19 protein-coding genes are annotated in these 17495 nt (G+C 72.5%); 7 read left to right on the top strand and 12 right to left on the bottom strand.

The window, feature by feature from the left end; all coding sequences use genetic code 11:
- Positions 1-21: 21 nt before the first annotated feature.
- Both ACIGAN_RS19240 and ACIGAN_RS19235 read left to right on the top strand, forming a co-directional pair.
- Positions 22-1101 (top strand): FMN-binding protein, encoded by a 1080-nt coding sequence (locus ACIGAN_RS19240; protein WP_399858913.1) that lies wholly within the window; start codon positions 22-24, stop codon positions 1099-1101.
- Positions 1102-1156: 55 nt separating this feature from the next.
- Positions 1157-1897: an FAD:protein FMN transferase gene (locus tag ACIGAN_RS19235; protein WP_399859199.1), complete on the top strand. Its 741-nt coding sequence runs from the start codon at positions 1157-1159 to the stop codon at positions 1895-1897.
- A gap of 75 nt (positions 1898-1972) precedes the next feature.
- On the opposite strand, the gene ACIGAN_RS19230 is transcribed toward ACIGAN_RS19235, so the two are convergent.
- The 6 genes from ACIGAN_RS19230 to ACIGAN_RS19205 form a co-directional block, all read right to left on the bottom strand.
- On the bottom strand, positions 1973-2527 hold the full coding sequence (locus ACIGAN_RS19230; RefSeq protein ID WP_365736979.1) for an arginine repressor: 555 nt from the start codon (positions 2525-2527) through the stop codon (positions 1973-1975).
- A gap of 7 nt (positions 2528-2534) precedes the next feature.
- Positions 2535-3734, bottom strand: coding sequence for an acetylornithine transaminase (locus ACIGAN_RS19225; RefSeq protein WP_365090907.1), 1200 nt, complete (start codon positions 3732-3734; stop codon positions 2535-2537).
- Positions 3731-4651 (bottom strand): acetylglutamate kinase, encoded by a 921-nt coding sequence (gene argB, locus ACIGAN_RS19220; RefSeq protein ID WP_365090905.1) that lies wholly within the window; start codon positions 4649-4651, stop codon positions 3731-3733. Before argB ends, ACIGAN_RS19225 begins: the two co-directional genes overlap by 4 nt.
- Complete coding sequence (gene argJ / locus ACIGAN_RS19215; RefSeq protein WP_399858910.1) at positions 4648-5799, bottom strand: bifunctional glutamate N-acetyltransferase/amino-acid acetyltransferase ArgJ; 1152 nt, start codon at positions 5797-5799, stop codon at positions 4648-4650. Before argJ ends, argB begins: the two co-directional genes overlap by 4 nt.
- Positions 5796-6824 (bottom strand): N-acetyl-gamma-glutamyl-phosphate reductase, encoded by a 1029-nt coding sequence (gene argC, locus ACIGAN_RS19210; RefSeq protein ID WP_399858907.1) that lies wholly within the window; start codon positions 6822-6824, stop codon positions 5796-5798. The genes argJ and argC overlap by 4 nt, the downstream gene beginning before the upstream one ends.
- Before the next feature lie 123 nt (positions 6825-6947).
- On the bottom strand, positions 6948-9431 hold the full coding sequence (locus tag ACIGAN_RS19205) for an alpha-L-arabinofuranosidase C-terminal domain-containing protein (protein WP_399858904.1): 2484 nt from the start codon (positions 9429-9431) through the stop codon (positions 6948-6950).
- A 137-nt stretch (positions 9432-9568) separates the two neighbouring features.
- On the opposite strand from ACIGAN_RS19205, the gene ACIGAN_RS19200 reads away from it, so the two are divergent.
- Entirely contained in the window at positions 9569-10009 is a 441-nt protein-coding gene (locus ACIGAN_RS19200; RefSeq protein ID WP_399859197.1) for a DUF6314 family protein, read from the top strand.
- 53 nt (positions 10010-10062) lie between these two features.
- On the opposite strand, the gene ACIGAN_RS19195 is transcribed toward ACIGAN_RS19200, so the two are convergent.
- The 3 genes from ACIGAN_RS19195 to ACIGAN_RS19185 form a co-directional block, all read right to left on the bottom strand.
- Complete coding sequence (locus ACIGAN_RS19195) at positions 10063-10656, bottom strand: histidine phosphatase family protein (protein ID WP_399858901.1); 594 nt, start codon at positions 10654-10656, stop codon at positions 10063-10065.
- A 73-nt stretch (positions 10657-10729) separates the two neighbouring features.
- Positions 10730-11170: a GNAT family N-acetyltransferase gene (locus ACIGAN_RS19190; RefSeq protein WP_365736991.1), complete on the bottom strand. Its 441-nt coding sequence runs from the start codon at positions 11168-11170 to the stop codon at positions 10730-10732.
- Between the two features lie 39 nt (positions 11171-11209).
- On the bottom strand, positions 11210-12646 hold the full coding sequence (locus ACIGAN_RS19185) for a PLP-dependent aminotransferase family protein (protein WP_399858899.1): 1437 nt from the start codon (positions 12644-12646) through the stop codon (positions 11210-11212).
- On the opposite strand from ACIGAN_RS19185, the gene ACIGAN_RS19180 reads away from it, so the two are divergent.
- Both ACIGAN_RS19180 and ACIGAN_RS19175 read left to right on the top strand, forming a co-directional pair.
- Positions 12645-13565, top strand: coding sequence for a DMT family transporter (locus ACIGAN_RS19180; RefSeq protein ID WP_399858897.1), 921 nt, complete (start codon positions 12645-12647; stop codon positions 13563-13565). The two genes, ACIGAN_RS19185 and ACIGAN_RS19180, sit on opposite strands and share 2 nt — an antisense overlap.
- A gap of 95 nt (positions 13566-13660) precedes the next feature.
- Positions 13661-13861: a DUF1918 domain-containing protein gene (locus ACIGAN_RS19175; RefSeq protein WP_010045242.1), complete on the top strand. Its 201-nt coding sequence runs from the start codon at positions 13661-13663 to the stop codon at positions 13859-13861.
- A gap of 1 nt (position 13862) precedes the next feature.
- Here the strand turns inward: ACIGAN_RS19175 and ACIGAN_RS19170 are convergent, their stop codons facing one another.
- The gene (locus ACIGAN_RS19170) at positions 13863-15098 is read right to left on the bottom strand and encodes a glycoside hydrolase family 10 protein (protein WP_399858895.1); all 1236 of its coding nucleotides are present in this window, start codon (positions 15096-15098) and stop codon (positions 13863-13865) included.
- A gap of 173 nt (positions 15099-15271) precedes the next feature.
- On the opposite strand from ACIGAN_RS19170, the gene ACIGAN_RS19165 reads away from it, so the two are divergent.
- Positions 15272-16147 (top strand): 3-hydroxybutyryl-CoA dehydrogenase, encoded by an 876-nt coding sequence (locus ACIGAN_RS19165; protein ID WP_365736999.1) that lies wholly within the window; start codon positions 15272-15274, stop codon positions 16145-16147.
- A 22-nt stretch (positions 16148-16169) separates the two neighbouring features.
- Here ACIGAN_RS19165 and ACIGAN_RS19160 read toward each other — a convergent pair whose 3' ends face one another.
- Entirely contained in the window at positions 16170-16400 is a 231-nt protein-coding gene (locus tag ACIGAN_RS19160; protein WP_365737001.1) for a hypothetical protein, read from the bottom strand.
- 218 nt (positions 16401-16618) lie between these two features.
- Here ACIGAN_RS19160 and ACIGAN_RS19155 point away from each other — a divergent pair, with 218 nt between their 5' ends.
- Positions 16619-16876 carry a hypothetical protein gene (locus ACIGAN_RS19155; RefSeq protein WP_365090872.1) on the top strand — a complete coding sequence of 86 codons (258 nt, stop codon included), beginning with the start codon at positions 16619-16621 and terminating at the stop codon, positions 16874-16876.
- An 11-nt stretch (positions 16877-16887) separates the two neighbouring features.
- Here ACIGAN_RS19155 and ACIGAN_RS19150 read toward each other — a convergent pair whose 3' ends face one another.
- Positions 16888-17433, bottom strand: coding sequence for an NUDIX hydrolase (locus tag ACIGAN_RS19150; RefSeq protein WP_365090870.1), 546 nt, complete (start codon positions 17431-17433; stop codon positions 16888-16890).
- Positions 17434-17495 lie beyond the last annotated feature (62 nt).

Below are 17495 nucleotides of genomic sequence, written 5' to 3'. Positions count from 1 at the left end.
CCTTCAGGAGTTTGGGAAACGATGAGGAAGTCTCACCCCGTCCGGCGTGCCGTGCTCGCCGGCGCAGCCACCGTCTCCGGGATCGTGCTGCTGCTGTCGCTCAAGCCCGCCACCGACCCGGGCGCCGCCCAGGCCGCGGGGGGCCAGCTCCCGCCGGCGGCGGCCGGGCAGGCGCCCCAGGGCGGTGTGAACGGCGCGGTGACCGGTGACGCGGCACAGACGCAGTACGGCCCGGTGCAGGTCCGCGTGACCATGGCCAACGGCAAGATCACCAAGGCCGAGGCGGTCCGGACCCCCCAGGGCGGCCGGAGCGACCAGATCACCGCCAGTGCCGTGCCGCGCCTCAACCAGGCGGCGGTGGCGGCGCAGAGCGCGGACATCGACGCCGTGTCCGGGGCGACGTACACCAGCCTCGGCTACAAGAAGTCCCTCCAGTCCGCCCTGGACAAGGCGAAGGCCGCGGCCGGCGCCGCGCAGGGCGGGGGCGCGGGCGCGGGCACCGCCCGGACCGTGACCGGCGATGTCGCGCAGACGCAGTACGGGCCGGTCCAGGTCAGGATCACCGTCGCCGGCGGGAAGATCACCAAGGCCGAGGCGGTGCAGGCGCCCAAGGGCGGCCGCAGCGACCAGATCACCTCCGCCTCCGTCCCCCGCCTCAACCAGGCCGCCGTGGCCGCGGGCACCGCACAGATCGACTCCGTCTCCGGCGCCACCTACACCAGCGCCGGCTACAAGAAGTCCCTCCAGTCGGCCCTCGACAAGGCCCCGGCCGGGGGCGGCTCCTCGCAGGCGTCCGGTGCGGGCGGCGGCGGCGGGGGGCAGGCCGGGACCCGGACGGTCACCGGCAGCGTGGCGCAGACGCAGTACGGGCCGGTGCAGGTGCGGGTGACCGTGACGGACGGGAAGATCACCAAGGCCGAGGCGGTGCAGGCGCCCAAGGGCGGCCGCAGCGACCAGATCACCTCCGCCTCCGTCCCCCGTCTCAACCAGGCCGCCGTGGCCGCGGGCACCGCGCAGATCGACTCCGTCTCCGGCGCCACCTACACCAGCGCCGGCTATAAGAAGTCCCTCCAGTCGGCGCTGGACCAGGCCGGTGGCTGACCCGGTGGCCGGCTCGGCACAGGCTCCCGCCGCGGTGCGTCACGTGGAGGAGACGATGGGGACCGTCTTCTCGCTCGACGTCCGCGGCGGGGAACCGGCCGCCGTGCGCGCGGCCCTGGACGAGGTCGTGGCCGGGCTGCACCGGGTCGACGAGGTGTTCAGCACCTACCGCGAGGACAGCCAGGTCTCCCGGCTGCAGCGCGGTGAGGTGGGCGTCCCGGAGTGCGACGCCGAGGTCGCCGAGGTGCTGGAGCTCGCGGCCGAGGCGGAGCGGGTGAGCGACGGCTGGTTCAGCACGTCGTACCAGGGGCGCCTCGACCCGACCGGCATCGTCAAGGGCTGGGCGGTCGAGCGGGCGGCGCGGCGGCTGGCGGAGGTGCCCGGGGTGTGCGGGGTGAGCGTCAACGGCGGCGGGGACGTGCAGCTGCTGGGGGCGCCGGAGCCGCACCGGCCGTGGCGCGTGGGGATGTCGGACCCGTTGCGGCCGGGCGGGCTGGCGGCAGTGGTCTCGGCGGCCGGTGCGGCGGAGCTGTCCGTGGCCACGTCCGGTACGGCGGAGCGGGGGGCGCACATCGTCGACCCGCGCACCGGCCGTTCGGCCGTGACCGACCTGGTCGCCGTGACGGTGGTGGGGCCCCGGCTGACCTGGGCGGACTGCTGGGCGACGGCGGCGTTCGCGATGGGCTCGCGGGAAGGGCTGGCCTGGCTGGAGTCGCTGCCGGACGTGGAGGCCCTGCTGATCACGGCCGGTGACGAGGTGCGCTGCACGGACGGCCTGGCAGCCAGGCTGGGCTGAGCGGCCACGCCCCGGGGGGCGGGGGAACCGCGCGGCCGCCCCCAGCGCACCCGCAGCCGCCCACGACCGTCACCCCTACGGCGCTCCCTGCCCGTTCTGCGCCAGCCGCAGCAGATGGTCGGCCAGGGCCTGCCCGCCCGTCGGCTCCCTGCTGATCAGCAGCAGCGTGTCGTCCCCGGCGATCGTGCCCAGGATGTCGTGCAGCTCGGCCTGGTCGATGGCCGAGGCCAGGAACTGCGCCGCCCCCGGAGGGGTGCGCAGGACCACGAGGTTCGCCGAGGCCTCGGCGGAGATCAGCAGCTCCTGGGAGAGCCGCCGCATCCGCTCCTCCTTCGCCGACCCGCCCAGCGGAGCCCGCGGCGTGCGGAACCCGCCCTCGCTCGGCACCGCGTAGATCAGGTCTCCGTCGGTGTTGCGGATCTTCACCGCGTTCAGCTCGTCCAGGTCCCGGGAGAGCGTCGCCTGCGTGACGCTCAGCCCGTCGTCGGCGAGCAGCTTCGCCAGCTGGCTCTGCGAGCGGACCGGCTGCCGGTTGAGGATGTCCACGATCCGGCGGTGGCGTGCGGTGCGGGTCTGCGGCACGGCGGGCCCGTTCGCCCCCGGCTGCTCGTGGTCCTGCGCCTGGCTCATCGTCGTCTCATTCCCCGGATCGTCCGTCCCCGTCCACTGCCTGGAGGATGCCGGGAAGTGCCCCCAGGAAGGCGTCCACGTCGGCGTCGCGGAGGTTCAGCGGCGGCATCAGCCGGACGACGTCGGGGGCGGGCGCGTTCACCAGGAAACCGGCCTCCTGAGCCGCCTGGCGCACCTGCGGCGCGAGCGGCTCGGTGAGCACGATACCCAGGAGGAGCCCCGCGCCCCGGACGGAGTCGATCAACCGGTGTCCGAGCCCCTCGATCCCGTCCCGCAACGTCTCGCTCTGCCGCTTGACGTTCTCCAGCAACCCCTCGTTCTCGATGGTGTCGAGGACGGCGAGTCCGGCGGCGCAGGCGACGGGGTTGCCGCCGAAGGTCGTGCCGTGGTGGCCGGGCTGCAGCAGCTCCGCGGCGCGCCCGAAGGCGACGGTCGCGCCGAGCGGCAGTCCCCCGCCGAGCTGCTTGGCCAGGGTGACGACGTCGGGCAGGACGCCCTCGTGGGCCTGGTACTCGAACCAGTGGCCGGTGCGGCCGATGCCGGTCTGCACCTCGTCCAGGACGAGCAGCGCCCCGGTCGCGGCGGTGATGGCCCGGGCGGCCTTGAGGTACCCGGCGGGCGGGACGACGACGCCGAGTTCGCCCTGGATCGGCTCCAGGACGACGAGCGCGGTCTCCTCGGTGACCGCGGCGGCCAGGGCCTGGGCGTCGCCGAACGGCACGTGGGTGACCTCGCCGGGCAGCGGCAGGAACGGCTCCCGCTTGCCCTGCTGGCCGGTGAGGGCCAGGGCGCCCATGGTCCGTCCGTGGAAGGCGCCCTCGGTGGCCACGACGTGGGTGCGCCCGGTCAGCCGGCCGATCTTGAAGGCGGCCTCGTTGGCCTCGGCGCCGGAGTTGCAGAAGAAGACCCTGCCGTCCCGGCCGAACAGCCTCAGCAGCCGTTCGGCGAGGGTGACGGTCGGGTCGGCCATGAAGAAGTTGGAGATGTGGCCGAGGGAGCCGATCTGCCGGGTCACGGCCTCGACGATCGCCGGGTGGGCGTGGCCGAGGGCGTTGGTCGCGATGCCGCCCACGAAGTCGAGGTAGGACCTGCCGTCGGCGTCCCACACCGTGGTGCCCGCGCCGCGCACGAGGGGCAGCAGCGGGGTGCCGTAGTTGTTCATGAGCGCGCCCCGCCACCGTTCGGCGAGTTCCTCGTTGGCGGTCATACGGCGTCCCCCTTCTCGTCGGGCACGACCATCGTGCCGATGCCCTCGTCGGTGAAGATCTCCAGCAGGATCGAGTGCTGCACCCGGCCGTCGATGACGCGGGCGTTGGTCACGCCGTTGCGCACGGCGTACAGGCAGCCCTCCATCTTCGGCACCATGCCGGAGGACAGGTCCGGCAGCAGCCGCTCCAGCTCGGAGGCGGTGAGGCGGCTGATCACCTCGTCGCTGTGCGGCCAGTCCTCGTAGAGTCCCTCGACGTCCGTGAGGACCATGAGGGTTTCGGCGCCCAGTGCAGCAGCGAGTGCCGCAGCCGCCGTATCAGCATTGACGTTGTAGACATGTCCCGAATCACCGTCGTCCTGGGAGCGGGCGATCGAGGAGACGACCGGGATGCGGCCGTCGGCGAGCAGGGCCTGGATGGCGCCCGTGTCGATCGCGGTGATCTCGCCGACCCGCCCGATGTCGACCAGCTCACCGTCGATCTCCGGCTGGTGCTTGGTGGCGGTGATGGTGTGGGCGTCCTCGCCGGTCAGGCCGACGGCGAGCGGGCCGTGCCGGTTGAGCAGGCCGACCAGTTCGCGCTGCACCTGCCCGGCCAGCACCATGCGGACGACGTCCATGGCGTCCTCGGTGGTGACCCGCAGGCCCGCCTTGAACTCGCTGACGATGCCGTGCTGGTCGAGCGCGGCGCTGATCTGCGGTCCGCCGCCGTGCACGACGACCGGCTTGAGGCCGGCGTGGTGCAGGAAGACCACGTCCTGGGCGAAGGCGGCCTTGAGGTCCTCGTCGACCATGGCGTTGCCGCCGAACTTGATGACGACCGTCTTGCCGTTGTGCCGGACCAGCCAGGGCAGGGCCTCGATGAGGATCTGGGCCTTGGGCAGCGCGGTGTGCTTGCGTGTCGCTCCACTGCTCATGACGAGTACGCGCTGTTCTCGTGGACGTAGTCGGCGGTGAGGTCGTTGGTCCAGATGGTGGCGGTCTCGGACCCGGCGGCGAGGTCGGCGACGATGTGCACCTCGCGGTAGCGCATGTCGACCTTCTCGCGGTCCTCGCCGACGGAGCCGTTCTTGCAGACCCAGACGCCGTTGATGGCGACGTTGAGCCGGTCCGGCTCGAACGCGGCCCGGGTCGTGCCGATGGCGGAGAGCACGCGGCCCCAGTTGGGGTCCTCGCCGTGCAGGGCGCACTTGAGGAGGTTGTTGCGGGCGATGGAGCGGCCCACCTCGACGGCGTCGTCCTCGGTCGCGGCGTTGATCACCTCGACCTTGATGTCCTTGCTGGCGCCCTCGGCGTCGCGGATGAGCTGCCGGCCGAGGTCGTCGCAGACCTGCCGCACGGCGTCGGCGAAGTCCTCGTAGGCGGGGGCGACGCCCGAGGAGCCCGAGGCGAGCAGGAGGACGGTGTCGTTGGTGGACATGCAGCCGTCGGAGTCGACGCGGTCGAAGGTCGTGCGGGTCGCCGCGCGCAGCGCCTTGTCCAGGGTCTCGTCGCCGAGGTCGGCGTCGGTGGTGAGGACGACGAGCATGGTGGCGAGGCCGGGGGCGAGCATGCCCGCGCCCTTGGCCATGCCGCCGACCGTCCAGCCGTCCCGGGTCACGACCGACGTCTTGTGGACGGTGTCGGTGGTCTTGATGGCGATGGCGGCCTTCTCCCCGCCGTGCTCGCTGAGGGCCGCGGCGGCCTGCTCGACGCCGGGGAGCAGCTTGTCCATGGGCAGCAGGACCCCGATGAGGCCGGTCGAGCAGACGGCGATCTCGACGGCGCCCCGTCCGAGGACCTCGGCGGCCTTCTCGGCGGTGGCGTGCGTGTCCTGGAAGCCCTTCGGGCCCGTGCAGGCGTTGGCGCCGCCGGAGTTGAGGACGACGGCGGAGACCTGGCCGCTCTTGAGGACCTGCTCGGACCACAGCACCGGGGCGGCCTTCACGCGGTTGGCGGTGAAGACGCCGGCGGCGGCGCGGCGCGGCCCGTTGTTGACCACGAGGGCCAGGTCGGGGTTGCCGTTGTCCTTGATCCCGGCGGCGATGCCCGCCGCCGTGAATCCCTTCGCTGCCGTCACGCTCACGGCGCAACTCCGATCGTCGTCAGTCCGGTGGTCTCGTCGAGACCCAGGGCGATGTTCATGCTCTGGACGGCACCGCCCGCGGTGCCCTTGGTGAGGTTGTCGATGGCGCTGATCACGATGATCCGTCCGGCGGCCTCGTCGTACGCGACCTGCAGCTGAACGGCGTTCGAACCGTGAACGGACGCCGTGGCGGGCCACTGGCCCTCGGGCAGCAGGTGCACGAAGGGCTCGTCGGCGTACGCCTTCTCGTAGGCGGCCCGCAGGGACTCGCCGGTGACGCCGACGGTGGCCTTCGCGCTGCAGGTGGCGAGGATGCCGCGCGGCATCGGCGCGAGGGTCGGGGTGAAGGACACGGAGACCGTCGCGCCCGCGGCGGCGCTGAGGTTCTGGGTGATCTCGGGGGTGTGCCGGTGCCCGCCGCCGACGCCGTACGGGGACATCGAGCCCATGACCTCGCTGCCCAGCAGGTGCGGCTTGGGCGCCTTGCCCGCGCCGGACGTGCCGGACGCGGCGACGATCACCGCCTCGGGCTCGGCCAGGCCCGCCGTGTACGCGGGGACGAGGGCGAGGGAGACGGCGGTCGGGTAGCAGCCGGGTACCGCGATGCGCCTGGACCCCTCCAGCGCGGCGCGGGCACCCGGCAGTTCGGGAAGGCCGTAGGGCCAGGTCCCGGCGTGGGGCGAGCCGTAGAACTTCTCCCAGGCGGCGGCGTCGGTGAGCCGGAAGTCGGCGCCCATGTCGACGACGAGCACGTCGGGGCCGAGCCGCTCGGCGACGGCGGCGGACTGCCCGTGCGGCAGCGCCAGGAAGACGACGTCGTGGCCGTCGAGGGCCTCCGGGGTGGTCTCCCGCAGCACGCGGCCGGCCAGCGGCAGCAGGTGCGGCTGGAGCGTGCCGAGCCGCTGCCCGGCGTTGGAGTTGCCGGTCAGGGCACCGATCTCGACCTCGGGGTGGGCCAGGAGCAGACGCAGCAGTTCCCCGCCCGCGTATCCACTCGCTCCGGCCACTGCCGCGCGTACCGCCATGAAATCCTCCTCCTCAGAGGGCATGACTATACGTTTCGTTGCACGTTTATGCAATCCTTTCCGGTGGTCGTCACGCGCGTGGGCCGCCGCCCGGAGGCGGCGGCCCACCAGGGCGGACGGGTCCTACCCCCGCTTGATCCGCAGGAACGTCACGGAGTTCGCCGGGAAGGTGTAGGTGAACTTCCCGGCCACCCCCCGGAAGGTGGACGTCACCGGCGTCACCGGTGTGTCCGTCTCGGTGTTCACCGCGTCCTGGTCGGCGGCGAGCGTGGTCACGCGGGCCGTGGAGGCGACCTTCGCGCCACCGAGGTCGACGGCCGTGCGGGCCTCGGCCGGCCGGGCGTTGACGACCTTGACGATCAGGTCACCGGTCCTGGCGTCCTCGGTGACGACCTGGCGGAACGGCTCGGCCGGCTTGTCGTCACGGAAGCTGCCCCACTCCTGGCCGTCGAGGAACAGGGTGACCTGGCGGCCGCGCACCTTGATGTCGATGTCGTAGGCGCGGCCCGTCTCGATCGACCCGGCCTTGGTCAGCAGGGTGCTCTTGCCGCCGCCCACGGCCTGCTCGATCGCGGACTGGGTGTTGTTCCAGCCGCCCAGGTTCCACCAGTAGTAGGTGCCGGTGTCCTTGACCCCGAAGGCGACCAGGAAGCCCTCCTTGCCGGACTTCTTGGTGGCCTTCACATGCAGGTCGTAGTCCCTCCAGGCCGGGTCGCCCGCCGTGACCAGGGTGTTCTCGGCGGCCGTGTCGGTCTGGACGTACTGCCCGTCCTGGATGCTCCAGCTGCCCGCACCGCTGTGCCGCCACTGCGCGGCGTCACCGGAGAAGTCGTCGCTCAGCAGCGTCGCACCGTCCGCCGAGGTGACCTTCACGTCGTCGTACGCGGCGCTGGTCGCCCAGGTCGACAGGCCGACGGCGCCGGTGATCGGCCCGCTGACGTCCGGGGTGGTCGTGGCCGTGGACGGGACCACACGGTCGCCGGCGTTGGTCATGAACAGCTTCTGCACCTCGTAGTTCGCCGAGTTCCAGGAGGCCCGGTTGTTGAACCAGATCATGTCCGGCCGCCACTGCACGTAGTCCTCGTTGGCGAGCAGCGGGGCGTAGGAGGCCAGCTTCACGACGTCCGCGTTGCGCTCCAGGCCGGTCATGAAGGCCGCCTCGGCCAGGGCGTTCTTCCAGGCGTTGCCCTGGGAGGCGTACTCGCCGAGGAAGACCTTGGGGCCGTTGCGGTCGTAGGAGTCGTAGCGGTCGTTGTTCTGCAGGAACCAGTCCGGGCTGTCGTAGTAGTGCTCGTCGACCATGTCGACCCCGCCCTCGCGGTTGAGCTGCCAGGCCGTGTCGAAGGTCGTGCCGGCGTCGTCCGGGCCGGAGTTGGAGATGACGGTGATGTCCGGGTACTTCGCCTTGATGGCGGCCCGGAACTTCTCGAAGCGGGCGAAGAACTCGCGGGGGAGGTTCTCCTCGTTGCCGACGCCGATGTGGGTCAGGTGGAACGGCTCGGGGTGGCCCATCTTCGCGCGGACCTTGCCCCACGTGGAGGTCGCCGGGCCGTTGGCGAACTCGATGAGGTCGAGGGTGTCCTGGACGTGCCGCTTCAGCAGCGCCTCGTCGTCGGTGGCCTTGTTCTGGCCGCAGCCGGTCACCAGGGCCGGGACGACGGGCAGCGGCATGGCGCCGATGTCCTCGGAGAAGCGGAAGTACTCGTAGTAGCCGAGGCCGTAACTCTGGTTGTAGCCCCAGAAGTTGGCGTTGGTGGCGCGCTCCTCGACCGGTCCGACCGTGTCCTTCCACTGGTAGCTGCGCCGGCGCTGCCAGCCGCTCGCCTCGCTGTAGTCCTCCATGGAGCCGGTGTTGACCAGGCAGCCGCCCGGGAAGCGCACGAAGCCGGGCCTGAGGGCGGCGATCTTCTCGGCGAGGTCCTTGCGCAGGCCGTTGGGCTGGTTCTTGTACGTCTCGCGCGGGAACAGCGACACCATGTCGAGCGCGGCGGCGTGCGTGGTGGCCACGGCGAGCCGGCCTCGGTTGCTGGTGCGAGTCGCGGTGAAGGTGGCCTTGTACTTGGTCCAGCCGCCCCGCACGGCGACCTGGCGGACGGACGCCAGGCTGCCCGCGGCGTCCTTCAGCGAGACGGTGAGGGTGCTGCCGCTCGCGGCGCGGGCCCACACGGAGAAGTCGTACCTCTTGCCCTGCTCGACCCGGATGCCGGTGTTGTAGCCGGCGTTGGTGACCGACGAACCGGCGCCCAGCGAGAGGTAGGTGCGGTTGCGCTCGTTGAGCCGGCCCGAGTCGCTGACGACTTCCGCCGCGCCGCCGGCCGTCCAGGAGGTCAGGGGCGTGTACGCGCCGTTGTCGGCGGTGGAGTACTCGAAGGAGCGGTTCTGCACGAGCTCGGCGTACAGACCCCCGTCGGCGGCCCGGTTGATGTCCTCGAAGAAGACGCCGTACATCGTGTCGTCGATCGCCGCGCCCCGGGCGGACGGGTCGACGGTGATCGTGTAGTCGGTGACGTCCTCGGCGTGGGCGGGGGCCGGTACGAGGGCTGCTGCCGTCAGGAGGGCGGTGGCGGTGAGGCCGGCTCTCCCTCGGGTGCGGGCGGTGCGTGGCATGGATACTCCGCGGCTCTCTGCTAGAGGAGTGTTCGAAATATCAGACATTGGTCAGCACTTCGAACGGCAAGATAGGGAGGGGGCAGGTGCGCGTCAATGGGTCGCGCAGCACCGGACGGGACGGAGAGCGGGGCAAGATGGGCGAGTTCTGGCCAGTGCCGGACGCACTGGCGTACCTGGCGGGCCGCTGGCGCGTGACGCGGTCGGTGCGGGATCTCGCGAGCGGCGCGGAGGGCGAGTTCGCCGGCGGCACCCGGTTCGAGCCGCTGGAGAGCGGTGGGCTGCTGCACGTGGAGTCGGGCACGTTCGTCTGGCAGGGCGTGGCCCGGCCCGCCGAGCGGACGCTGCGGTTCCTGCCGGGGCCGGGCGGCACGGCGGACGTGCGGTTCGCGGACGGCCGGCCCTTCCACGACCTGGATCTGACGTCCGGGCGGCACGTCGCCGACCATCCCTGCGCGGCGGACCTCTACCGCGGCGAGTTCACGGTCCACGACGCCGGCCACTGGCGGACGGTGTGGCGCGTCCGCGGACCGGCGAAGGACCTGGTGCTGCGCACGGAGTACGCACGCGAGGCGTGAACGCGGACGGGGGCACCGGCCCCCTGCCCGCGGGCGGACACGGCCTGGACGCGCTAGGCGCGCGAACGCTGGGCCGTCGTCGCGTCGAACCGCAGGTGCCAGCGCCCCGAGCGGCCCGTCACCGTGGCCGTCGACAGCGGGCGGACGTCGATGTTCCAGTACGTCGTGGGCGGCGCCTTCAGGGCGTACACCAGCGCGGCGCGGATGACGGACGGCTCGGCCACCGCCACCACCCGGCAGCCGTCCTCCACCGGCCGGGTGTCGAGCCAGCCGCCGACGCGGGTGATGAAGTCCACCAGGGACTCACCCCCGTGCGGCGTGGCCCGCGGGTCGGCCAGCCAGGCGTCCACAGCCTCGGGCTCCCGGGCCATCGCCTCCCCCAGGGTCAGCCCGCGCCACCGGCCCATGTCACAGTCCCGCAGCCCCAGTTGGACCAGCGGCGCATAACCGAGCCCGTCCCCCGTGGCCCGGCTGCGCGGAGCCGGCGAGCAGTAGCGCAGCTCGGCCGCCGCGAGCGGCAGCAGCTCCTGGGCGGCGCGCTCCACCTCGCCCCAGCCGACCTGGTCCAGCGGCCGGTCGTCCTCGAAACGCTCGGGGAGCACCGAGGAGCTGCGCGCCGCGGCGACGAACGTGACCCGAAGTGACATGCGGCGATCGTGGGCGCCGCAAGTGCGCAGGTCAAGAGGTGTTACCTGGGAGTTACCGAGGGTGCGGCGCCCCTCACTGCTCGAAGAGGAGCACCATCCAGTGGTCGGGGCGGGCCAGCGGCGCGAACCCGATCTTCTCGTACACCCCGTGCGCGTCGTGCGTGGCCAGCAGCACCCGCCGCACCCCGTACGACCGCACCTCCTCCCGTACGGCCGTCACCAGCGCCGTCCCGACGCCCTTGCCGCGCACCGAGGGGTCCACGTACACGTCGCACAGCCACGCGAAGGTCGCCCGGTCGGTGACGACCCGGGCGTAGGCCACCTGCTCCCCGGAGGCGGTGTCGTACACACCGAAGTTGAGCGAGCCCTCGATGGCACGGTCCTGCTTCTCGCGGGGGCGGCCCAGCGCCCAGTACGCGTCGGTGGACAGCCAGCGGTGCACGCGCTCGGCGTCGACGCGGGAGGAGTCGGTGGATATCTCGTAGCCCTCGGGCAGGCTCGGTGTGTCGGTCATGACGGGATGCTCGCAAATGGACCGCCCGTGGTCGAGGGGTTATCCCAGCACCTCCTGGCACGCCGTGCGCAGCCGCCGCACGCCCTCCGTGATCTCCCCGGTCCCGGCGACCGCGGCGAAGCTCAGCCGCAGGTGCGGGGCGGGCGGCTCGGCGCTGAAGTAGGGGCGGCCGGGTGTGACGGCGACGCCGGCGCGCAGGGCGGCCGCCGTCAGGGCCGCCTCGTCCGTGCCGTCGGGCAGGCGCGGCCACAGGTGGTAGCCGCCCGACGGGACGTGCGCGAGCTCCAGTTCCGGCAGGTGCAGCCCGAGCGCGCCGGTCAGCGTCTCCCGGCGTGCCCTCAGCTCCGCCGAGACGGCCCGCAGGTGCCGGGGCCAGGCGGGCGAGCCGACGAGTTCGAGGGCGGCCTCCTGCAGAGGGCGGGGCACGAAGAAGGTGTCGACGACCTGGATGGCGCGCAGCCGCTCCAGGACCGGCCCGCGGGCGGCCAGCGCGCTCACCCGGAAGCTCGGCGAGGTCGCCTTGGTCAGCGAGGAGACGTGCACGACGACGCCGTCGGGGTCGTCGGCGGCCAGCGGGCGCGGCAGCGGCCCGGCGTCCTCGTGCACCAGCCGCCGCACGAAGTCGTCCTCGACGACGAACGCCCCCGCCCCCCGGGCGATGCGCAGCACCTCGGCGCGCCGCCCGGGTGCGAGCACGGCGCCGGTGGGGTTCTGGAAGAGCGGCTGGCAGACGAAGACCGGGGCTGAGGTGGCGCGGAACGCGTCGGCGAGCAGCTCCGGCCTGACCCCGTCGGCGTCCACCGGGACGGGCACCGGGCGCAGGCCGGCGGCCCGGGCGATGGCGAGCATGCCGGGGTAGGTCGGCGACTCGACCAGGACGGGGGCGCCGGGCGGGGCGAGGGCGCGCAGGGCGGTGGTGAGCGCGGACTGGCCGCCCGCGGTCACCAGCACCTCGGCGGCGGTGACGGCGCCGCCGATGGCCCGAGCGAACCACTCGCGCAGTTCCGGCAGCCCTTCCATGGGCGGCCGCCCCCAGGCACCGGGGCGCCGCCCGGCCCGGGACAGGGCGGCAGCCATCGCCCGTTCGGGCTGGAGCGAGGGGTGCAGATAACCGCCGTTGAACTCGATCACGCCGGGCGGCGGCGCGGCCAGCGACACCAGCACCCCGGAGGCGTCCACCGAGCGCGGTACGGAGTCGGCGGACCCGTCCGCGCTGAGCGCGACCTCCTGCCAGGAGGTGTCACCGGTGGGTGCCGGTGCCGTCCGGGGCTGTGCGCGGAAGGCACCCGCGCCGGGGCGGGTGACGACGAGGCCTTCGGCGGCGAGCTGCGCCAGCGCCCGCGACACCGTCACCGGGCTGACCCGGAACCGTTCGACCAGCGCCCGGCTGGACGGCAGCTTTCCACCAGGTGAGTAGCGGTCGAGCTCTCGCCTGAGTTGTTCCGCCAGTTCAGCCACGCTGCTACGCTCTTGCATGAGAGCACAGAGTAGCGCTACTGCCGCACCCCGGATAGCAGTCGCCGCCCCGGAGCGGGAGCGCCCCGGCTTCGGCACCCTCCAGGCGGCCCTCGGCGTCGTCGCCTTCTCCCTGACCTTCCCCGCCACCGCCTGGGGCCTGGAGGGGTTCGGGCCCTGGTCGCTCGTCGCCGTGCGCAGCGTCCTGGCCGCACTGATCGCGGGCGGCGCCCTGCTCGCCCTGCGGGTACCGCTGCCCGCCCGCCGCCACTGGCCGGGCCTGGCGGTCGTCGCGGCCGGTGTCGTCCTCGGCTTCCCGCTGCTGACGACGCTGGCGCTGCGGACCTCCACCACCGCGCACGCCGCCGTCGTGGTGGGCCTGCTCCCGCTGACCACCGCGCTCTGCTCCGCGCTGCGCGTCGGCACCCGGCCCTCGCGCACCTTCTGGGTCGCGGCGCTCGCCGGCGCGGCGGCCGTGGCCGCCTTCACCGTGCAGCAGAGCGGCGGCGCCCTGACCACCGCCGACCTGTACCTCTTCGCGGCACTGCTGGTGTGCGCGGCCGGCTACACCGAGGGCGGCCGGCTGGCCCGGGTCATGCCGGGCTGGCAGGTGATCGGCTGGGCGCTGGTGCTCTGCCTGCCGCTGACCGTGCCCGTGGCCGCCCTCGCGCTGGCACACGAACCGTGGCAGCTGACCGCGCACAGCGTCACCGGGCTGCTGTGGGTCGCGGCGGGCTCCCAGTTCGTCGGGCTGGTCGTCTGGTACCGGGGCATGGCGGCCATCGGCATCCCGAAGGCCAGCCAGTTGCAGCTCGCCCAGCCCCTGCTCACACTGGTGTGGTCGGTGCTGCTGCTGGGCGAGCACCTGACGGCGGCCGCCCCGCTGACGGCGGCGGCGGTGCTCGTCTGCATCGCCGTGACCCAACGGGCGCGCGGCTGAGCGGGGCGGCGCACGGCCCCTGCCGTCACGCGTCCGCGGCCGTGGGCCCGGCAGCGCCACGGACCGCTGCTCCGCTGCCCGTGAGGAGGCCCCAGATGCGCGCAACCGTGGGCGACCAGCTTGTCCAGCACGGCAGGGTGGTCGGTCAGCACGACAAGGTCGGCGAGATCGTCGAAGTGCTCGGCCAGGAGGGCAACCCGCCCTACCGCGTCCGGTTCGAGGACGGGCACGAGGGCGTGTGCTCGCCGGGGCCCGACACCGAGATCCGCCACCGGGAGACCACCACCGGTCCGTGACTCAGCGCGGAGGCTCCGCCGGCTGCCCGTAGTGGTCGGCGACCACCCTCGCCATCGCCCCGATCCGGTCGGCCGCCACGTCCCTGGCGCCGAAGAACACGTGCCCGCGCACCGGCGCGTGCTCCTTGGCGAGCGCCAGGTGGCGGGAAAGTTCGGCCGGGTCCTGCCAGGGCGCCGCCTGCGCGGGGTCGCCGGCCTTGTACAGCGCCTCCCCCACGTACAGCTGGGTCGAGCTGCCGCGCGCCACCTCCGCCCACCAGGGCAGCAGCTTGGCGTAGTCGGCGGCGGCGAAGCCGATGTTCCAGTACAGCTGCGGGACGATGTAGTCGATCCAGCCCTCCCGCACCCACCTGCGGGTGTCCGCGTACAGATCGTCGTACGTCTCCACCCCGGCCCGGCTGTCCGAACCCGCCGGATCCGTCGAGGCGTTGCGCCACACGCCGAAGGGACTGATCCCGAAGCGGGCGCCCGGCCGGATCTCCTTCACCCGGTCGGCGGTCTCGCGCACCAGCCGGTCGATGTTGTCCCGCCGCCAGGCGGCCCGGTCCGGGAAGCCACCGCCGTGCTCCTCGTAGGCGGCGTCGTCGTCGAACGTCTCCCCCGCCACCGGGTAGGGGTAGAAGTAGTCGTCGAAGTGCACGCCGTCGACGGGGTAGCGGGCCACCGCGTCCAGCATCGCGTCCTCGACGAAGGCCCTGACCTGGGGCAGCCCCGGGTTGTAGAACAGCTTCCCGCCGTAGGCGACCACCCAGTCCGGGTTGCGGCGGGCGGGGTGCGAGGCCGCGAGCCGGGTCGGGTCGGCGTGGGCGGCGACCCGGTAGGGGTTGAACCAGGCGTGCAGCTTCAGGCCCCGGGCGTGCGCCTCCTCGACCGCCGTGCCCAGCGGGTCCCAGCCGGGGTCCTTGCCCTGGGTGCCGGTGAGGTACTGCGACCACGGCTCGTACGGCGAGGGCCACAGGGCGTCGGCCGTGGGCCGAACCTGGAAGACGACGGTGTTGAGGCGGTTGCGGACGGCCGTGTCCAGGTGGGTGAGGAGCTCGGAGCGCTGCTGCGAGGCGGACAGGCCCGGCTTCGACGGCCAGTCACGGTTGGCCACCGTCGCCAGCCACACTCCCCGCATCTCGGAGACCGGCGCGCCGCCCCTGCGCCCGGGGGCGGCCGATGCCGCGGGCGTCATCGCGAAAGCCGACAGCGCCGCCACGGCGAACGCCCTGCGTGAGACTCGTCCCATGCGCATGCCCCAAATGCCGCGGATCCGCCCGGTCGCGGATCGCTCCGCGCCCAGCATGCCCGAACCGGGCCCGCCCCCTGCGATCGATCATCGATACTTGGCGGTAACGTGCACGAACGGAGCAGGCGCCGGGACCCGGCCGGCCTGCCCGGTCGTGGATCAGCAGCGAAAGGGACGATGTGACGGACACCCCAGCGGGAGACATTGCACGCGTCGGAGTCGTGGGCTGCGGTCAGATGGGCGCGGGAATCGCCGAGGTGTGCGCCCGGGCCGGCCTGGACGTCATGGTCGCCGAGACCACCGGCGAGGCCCTGGAGATCGGCCGCACCCGGCTGTTCACCTCCCTGGCCAAGGCAGCCGAGCGCGGCAAGATCACCGAGGAGGAGCAGCAGGCCACGCTGGCCCGCCTGAGCTTCACCACGGACCTCGGCGAGTTCGCCGACCGTGACCTCGTGATCGAGGCGGTCGTCGAGAACGAGCAGGTCAAGACCGAGATCTTCCAGGTGCTCGACCAGGTCGTGACCCGGCCGGACGCCATCCTGGCCTCCAACACCTCCTCCATCCCGCTGGTGAAGCTGGCGGTGGCGACCTCGCGGCCGGACCAGGTCATCGGCATCCACTTCTTCAACCCCGCCCCGGTGCAGAAGCTCGTCGAGCTGATCCCGGCGCTCACCACGTCCGAGGGCACGATCAGCCGGGCCCAGCTGTTCACCGAGAAGCTGCTCGGCAAGCACGCGATCCGCGCCCAGGACCGGTCCGGCTTCGTGGTGAACGCGCTGCTGATCCCGTACCTGCTCTCCGCGATCCGTATGTTCGAGACAGGCATCGCCAGCCGTGAGGACATCGACAACGGCATGGAGATGGGCTGCGCCCACCCCATGGGCCCGCTCAAGCTCTCCGACCTGATCGGCCTGGACACGGTCGCCTCGGTCGCGCAGTCGATGTACGAGGAGTACAAGGAGCCGCTGTACGCCGCTCCCCCGCTGCTGCAGCGCATGGTCGACGCGGGCCGCCTGGGCCGCAAGACGGGCTCGGGCTTCTACACCTACGGCTGACCGCCCGGCCGCGGCCGCCACCTCAGCGCCGCCGCTCCTCCGGCCACGGACGGACGCGGCGGCGTCCCCATTCCACCGCCTGCTCGTTGAGGCGGCGGCGCAGCCATCCCATCCACAGGGCGAGCGGAGTGGCCACGAGGGCCACCAGCAGCGCCGTGCCCCATCCCGTGCCACCGGAGGAGTACCGGATCACCACGGCCATGAGGGCGTAGAGCGCCAGCGCGATCGCCACGTCCTTCTGCCACTTCGTCATGACCCCCGAGTACCCTCCGAGGCCGATTACGGACGGTCAGATTTCGGCCAAGCAGCGGGCCCGGCACCGGAATTGGTGCCGGGCCCGCGGCATTCACACACCGTGTGCGCGCCGGGCTCGCATATGCCCCTCGCACACTCTCCCCAGGCGCCCACCAGGGGAGTTGACTCCTGTGCGCAGACCAGGGATGTGTCATGACTACGGAAAGGAGCGGACTCGTGACCGTCGATCCCGAACATCCCGTCGTCCATGGAGAACTCGCAGAGTTACGACGCCGCCTCGATGTGGCGTACGCCCGCGTCGAGGGCGGCCTGGCCCTGCTCAGTCACCGCACCCAGGAGACCGCCAAGGAGATCGAGGAACTCAACACCCGGATCCACACACTGGAACACGCGCGCTGGCCGCTGCCCGCGGTAGCCGCCCTCACCGCCGTGGGTGCCCTCGTCGTGGCGATCTGGCAGGCGTTCGGACGGTAGGCCACACCGGGTCAGGGCAACGTGTCCTGTCCGAGCCTGAGATGGTGCAGCAGAAGTAACGCGGCCGCCATGTTGGCGGCCGGGACCTCGCCGCGGGCGACCATGTCGGGGACGAGTTTGAGGGGCACCCATTCCCGGCGGTCCGACTCGAAGTCGTCCACGGGGTGCCCGACGTACTCGCCCTCGTCGGCCCAGTACACGTGGTGCCGGGCGTCGGTGAGCCCGTTGGACGGCTCCACGCTCATCAGGTGGTGCAGGGGTCCCGGCCGCCAGCCGGTCTCCTCCTCCAGTTCCCTGGCGGCCGCGCGGGCGACGTCCTCGCCGTCCTCCACGACCCCCGCCGCGAGTTCCCACCCCCAGCTGTCCGTGATGAAGCGGTGCCGCCACAGCAGCAGCACCTCGTTGGCCTCGTTGACCACCGTGGCGACGGCGACCGGGCGCAGCCGGATGAGGAAGTGGTCCAGGTGCCGGCCGTCCGGCAGTTCGACATCCGCCAGGTTGACGCTGAACCAGCGATTTGAGTACACAGTCTGTTCGTTGTGTTTCGTCCACTGCACGGTTCTGCCACCTTCCGTCGAGTAAGGGGCAATATCGCAGCAGGGACGTGAGGACAGCAGGC

Origin of the sequence: Streptomyces sp. NPDC085931, assembly GCF_044540565.1 — a bacterium.
GTDB lineage: Bacteria > Actinomycetota > Actinomycetes > Streptomycetales > Streptomycetaceae > Streptomyces.
Note: the sequence above shows the minus strand (reverse complement) of the source record. Positions and strands in the feature narration are given on the sequence as shown.

Coding starts and splice junctions, on each gene's coding strand:
- ACIGAN_RS19195 (WP_399858901.1), bottom strand. CDS start 10,656: ATGTCACTTCGGGTCACGTTCGTCGCCGCGGCGCGCAGCTCCTCGGTG.
- argB (WP_365090905.1), bottom strand. CDS start 4,651: ATGAGCAGTGGAGCGACACGCAAGCACACCGCGCTGCCCAAGGCCCAG.
- ACIGAN_RS19235 (WP_399859199.1), top strand. CDS start 1,157: ATGGGGACCGTCTTCTCGCTCGACGTCCGCGGCGGGGAACCGGCCGCC.
- ACIGAN_RS19180 (WP_399858897.1), top strand. CDS start 12,645: ATGAGAGCACAGAGTAGCGCTACTGCCGCACCCCGGATAGCAGTCGCC.
- ACIGAN_RS19170 (WP_399858895.1), bottom strand. CDS start 15,098: ATGCGCATGGGACGAGTCTCACGCAGGGCGTTCGCCGTGGCGGCGCTG.
- ACIGAN_RS19230 (WP_365736979.1), bottom strand. CDS start 2,527: ATGAGCCAGGCGCAGGACCACGAGCAGCCGGGGGCGAACGGGCCCGCC.
- argC (WP_399858907.1), bottom strand. CDS start 6,824: ATGGCGGTACGCGCGGCAGTGGCCGGAGCGAGTGGATACGCGGGCGGG.
- ACIGAN_RS19160 (WP_365737001.1), bottom strand. CDS start 16,400: ATGACGAAGTGGCAGAAGGACGTGGCGATCGCGCTGGCGCTCTACGCC.
- ACIGAN_RS19190 (WP_365736991.1), bottom strand. CDS start 11,170: ATGACCGACACACCGAGCCTGCCCGAGGGCTACGAGATATCCACCGAC.
- ACIGAN_RS19240 (WP_399858913.1), top strand. CDS start 22: ATGAGGAAGTCTCACCCCGTCCGGCGTGCCGTGCTCGCCGGCGCAGCC.
- ACIGAN_RS19205 (WP_399858904.1), bottom strand. CDS start 9,431: ATGCCACGCACCGCCCGCACCCGAGGGAGAGCCGGCCTCACCGCCACC.
- ACIGAN_RS19225 (WP_365090907.1), bottom strand. CDS start 3,734: ATGACCGCCAACGAGGAACTCGCCGAACGGTGGCGGGGCGCGCTCATG.
- ACIGAN_RS19175 (WP_010045242.1), top strand. CDS start 13,661: ATGCGCGCAACCGTGGGCGACCAGCTTGTCCAGCACGGCAGGGTGGTC.
- ACIGAN_RS19185 (WP_399858899.1), bottom strand. CDS start 12,646: ATGCAAGAGCGTAGCAGCGTGGCTGAACTGGCGGAACAACTCAGGCGA.
- ACIGAN_RS19200 (WP_399859197.1), top strand. CDS start 9,569: ATGGGCGAGTTCTGGCCAGTGCCGGACGCACTGGCGTACCTGGCGGGC.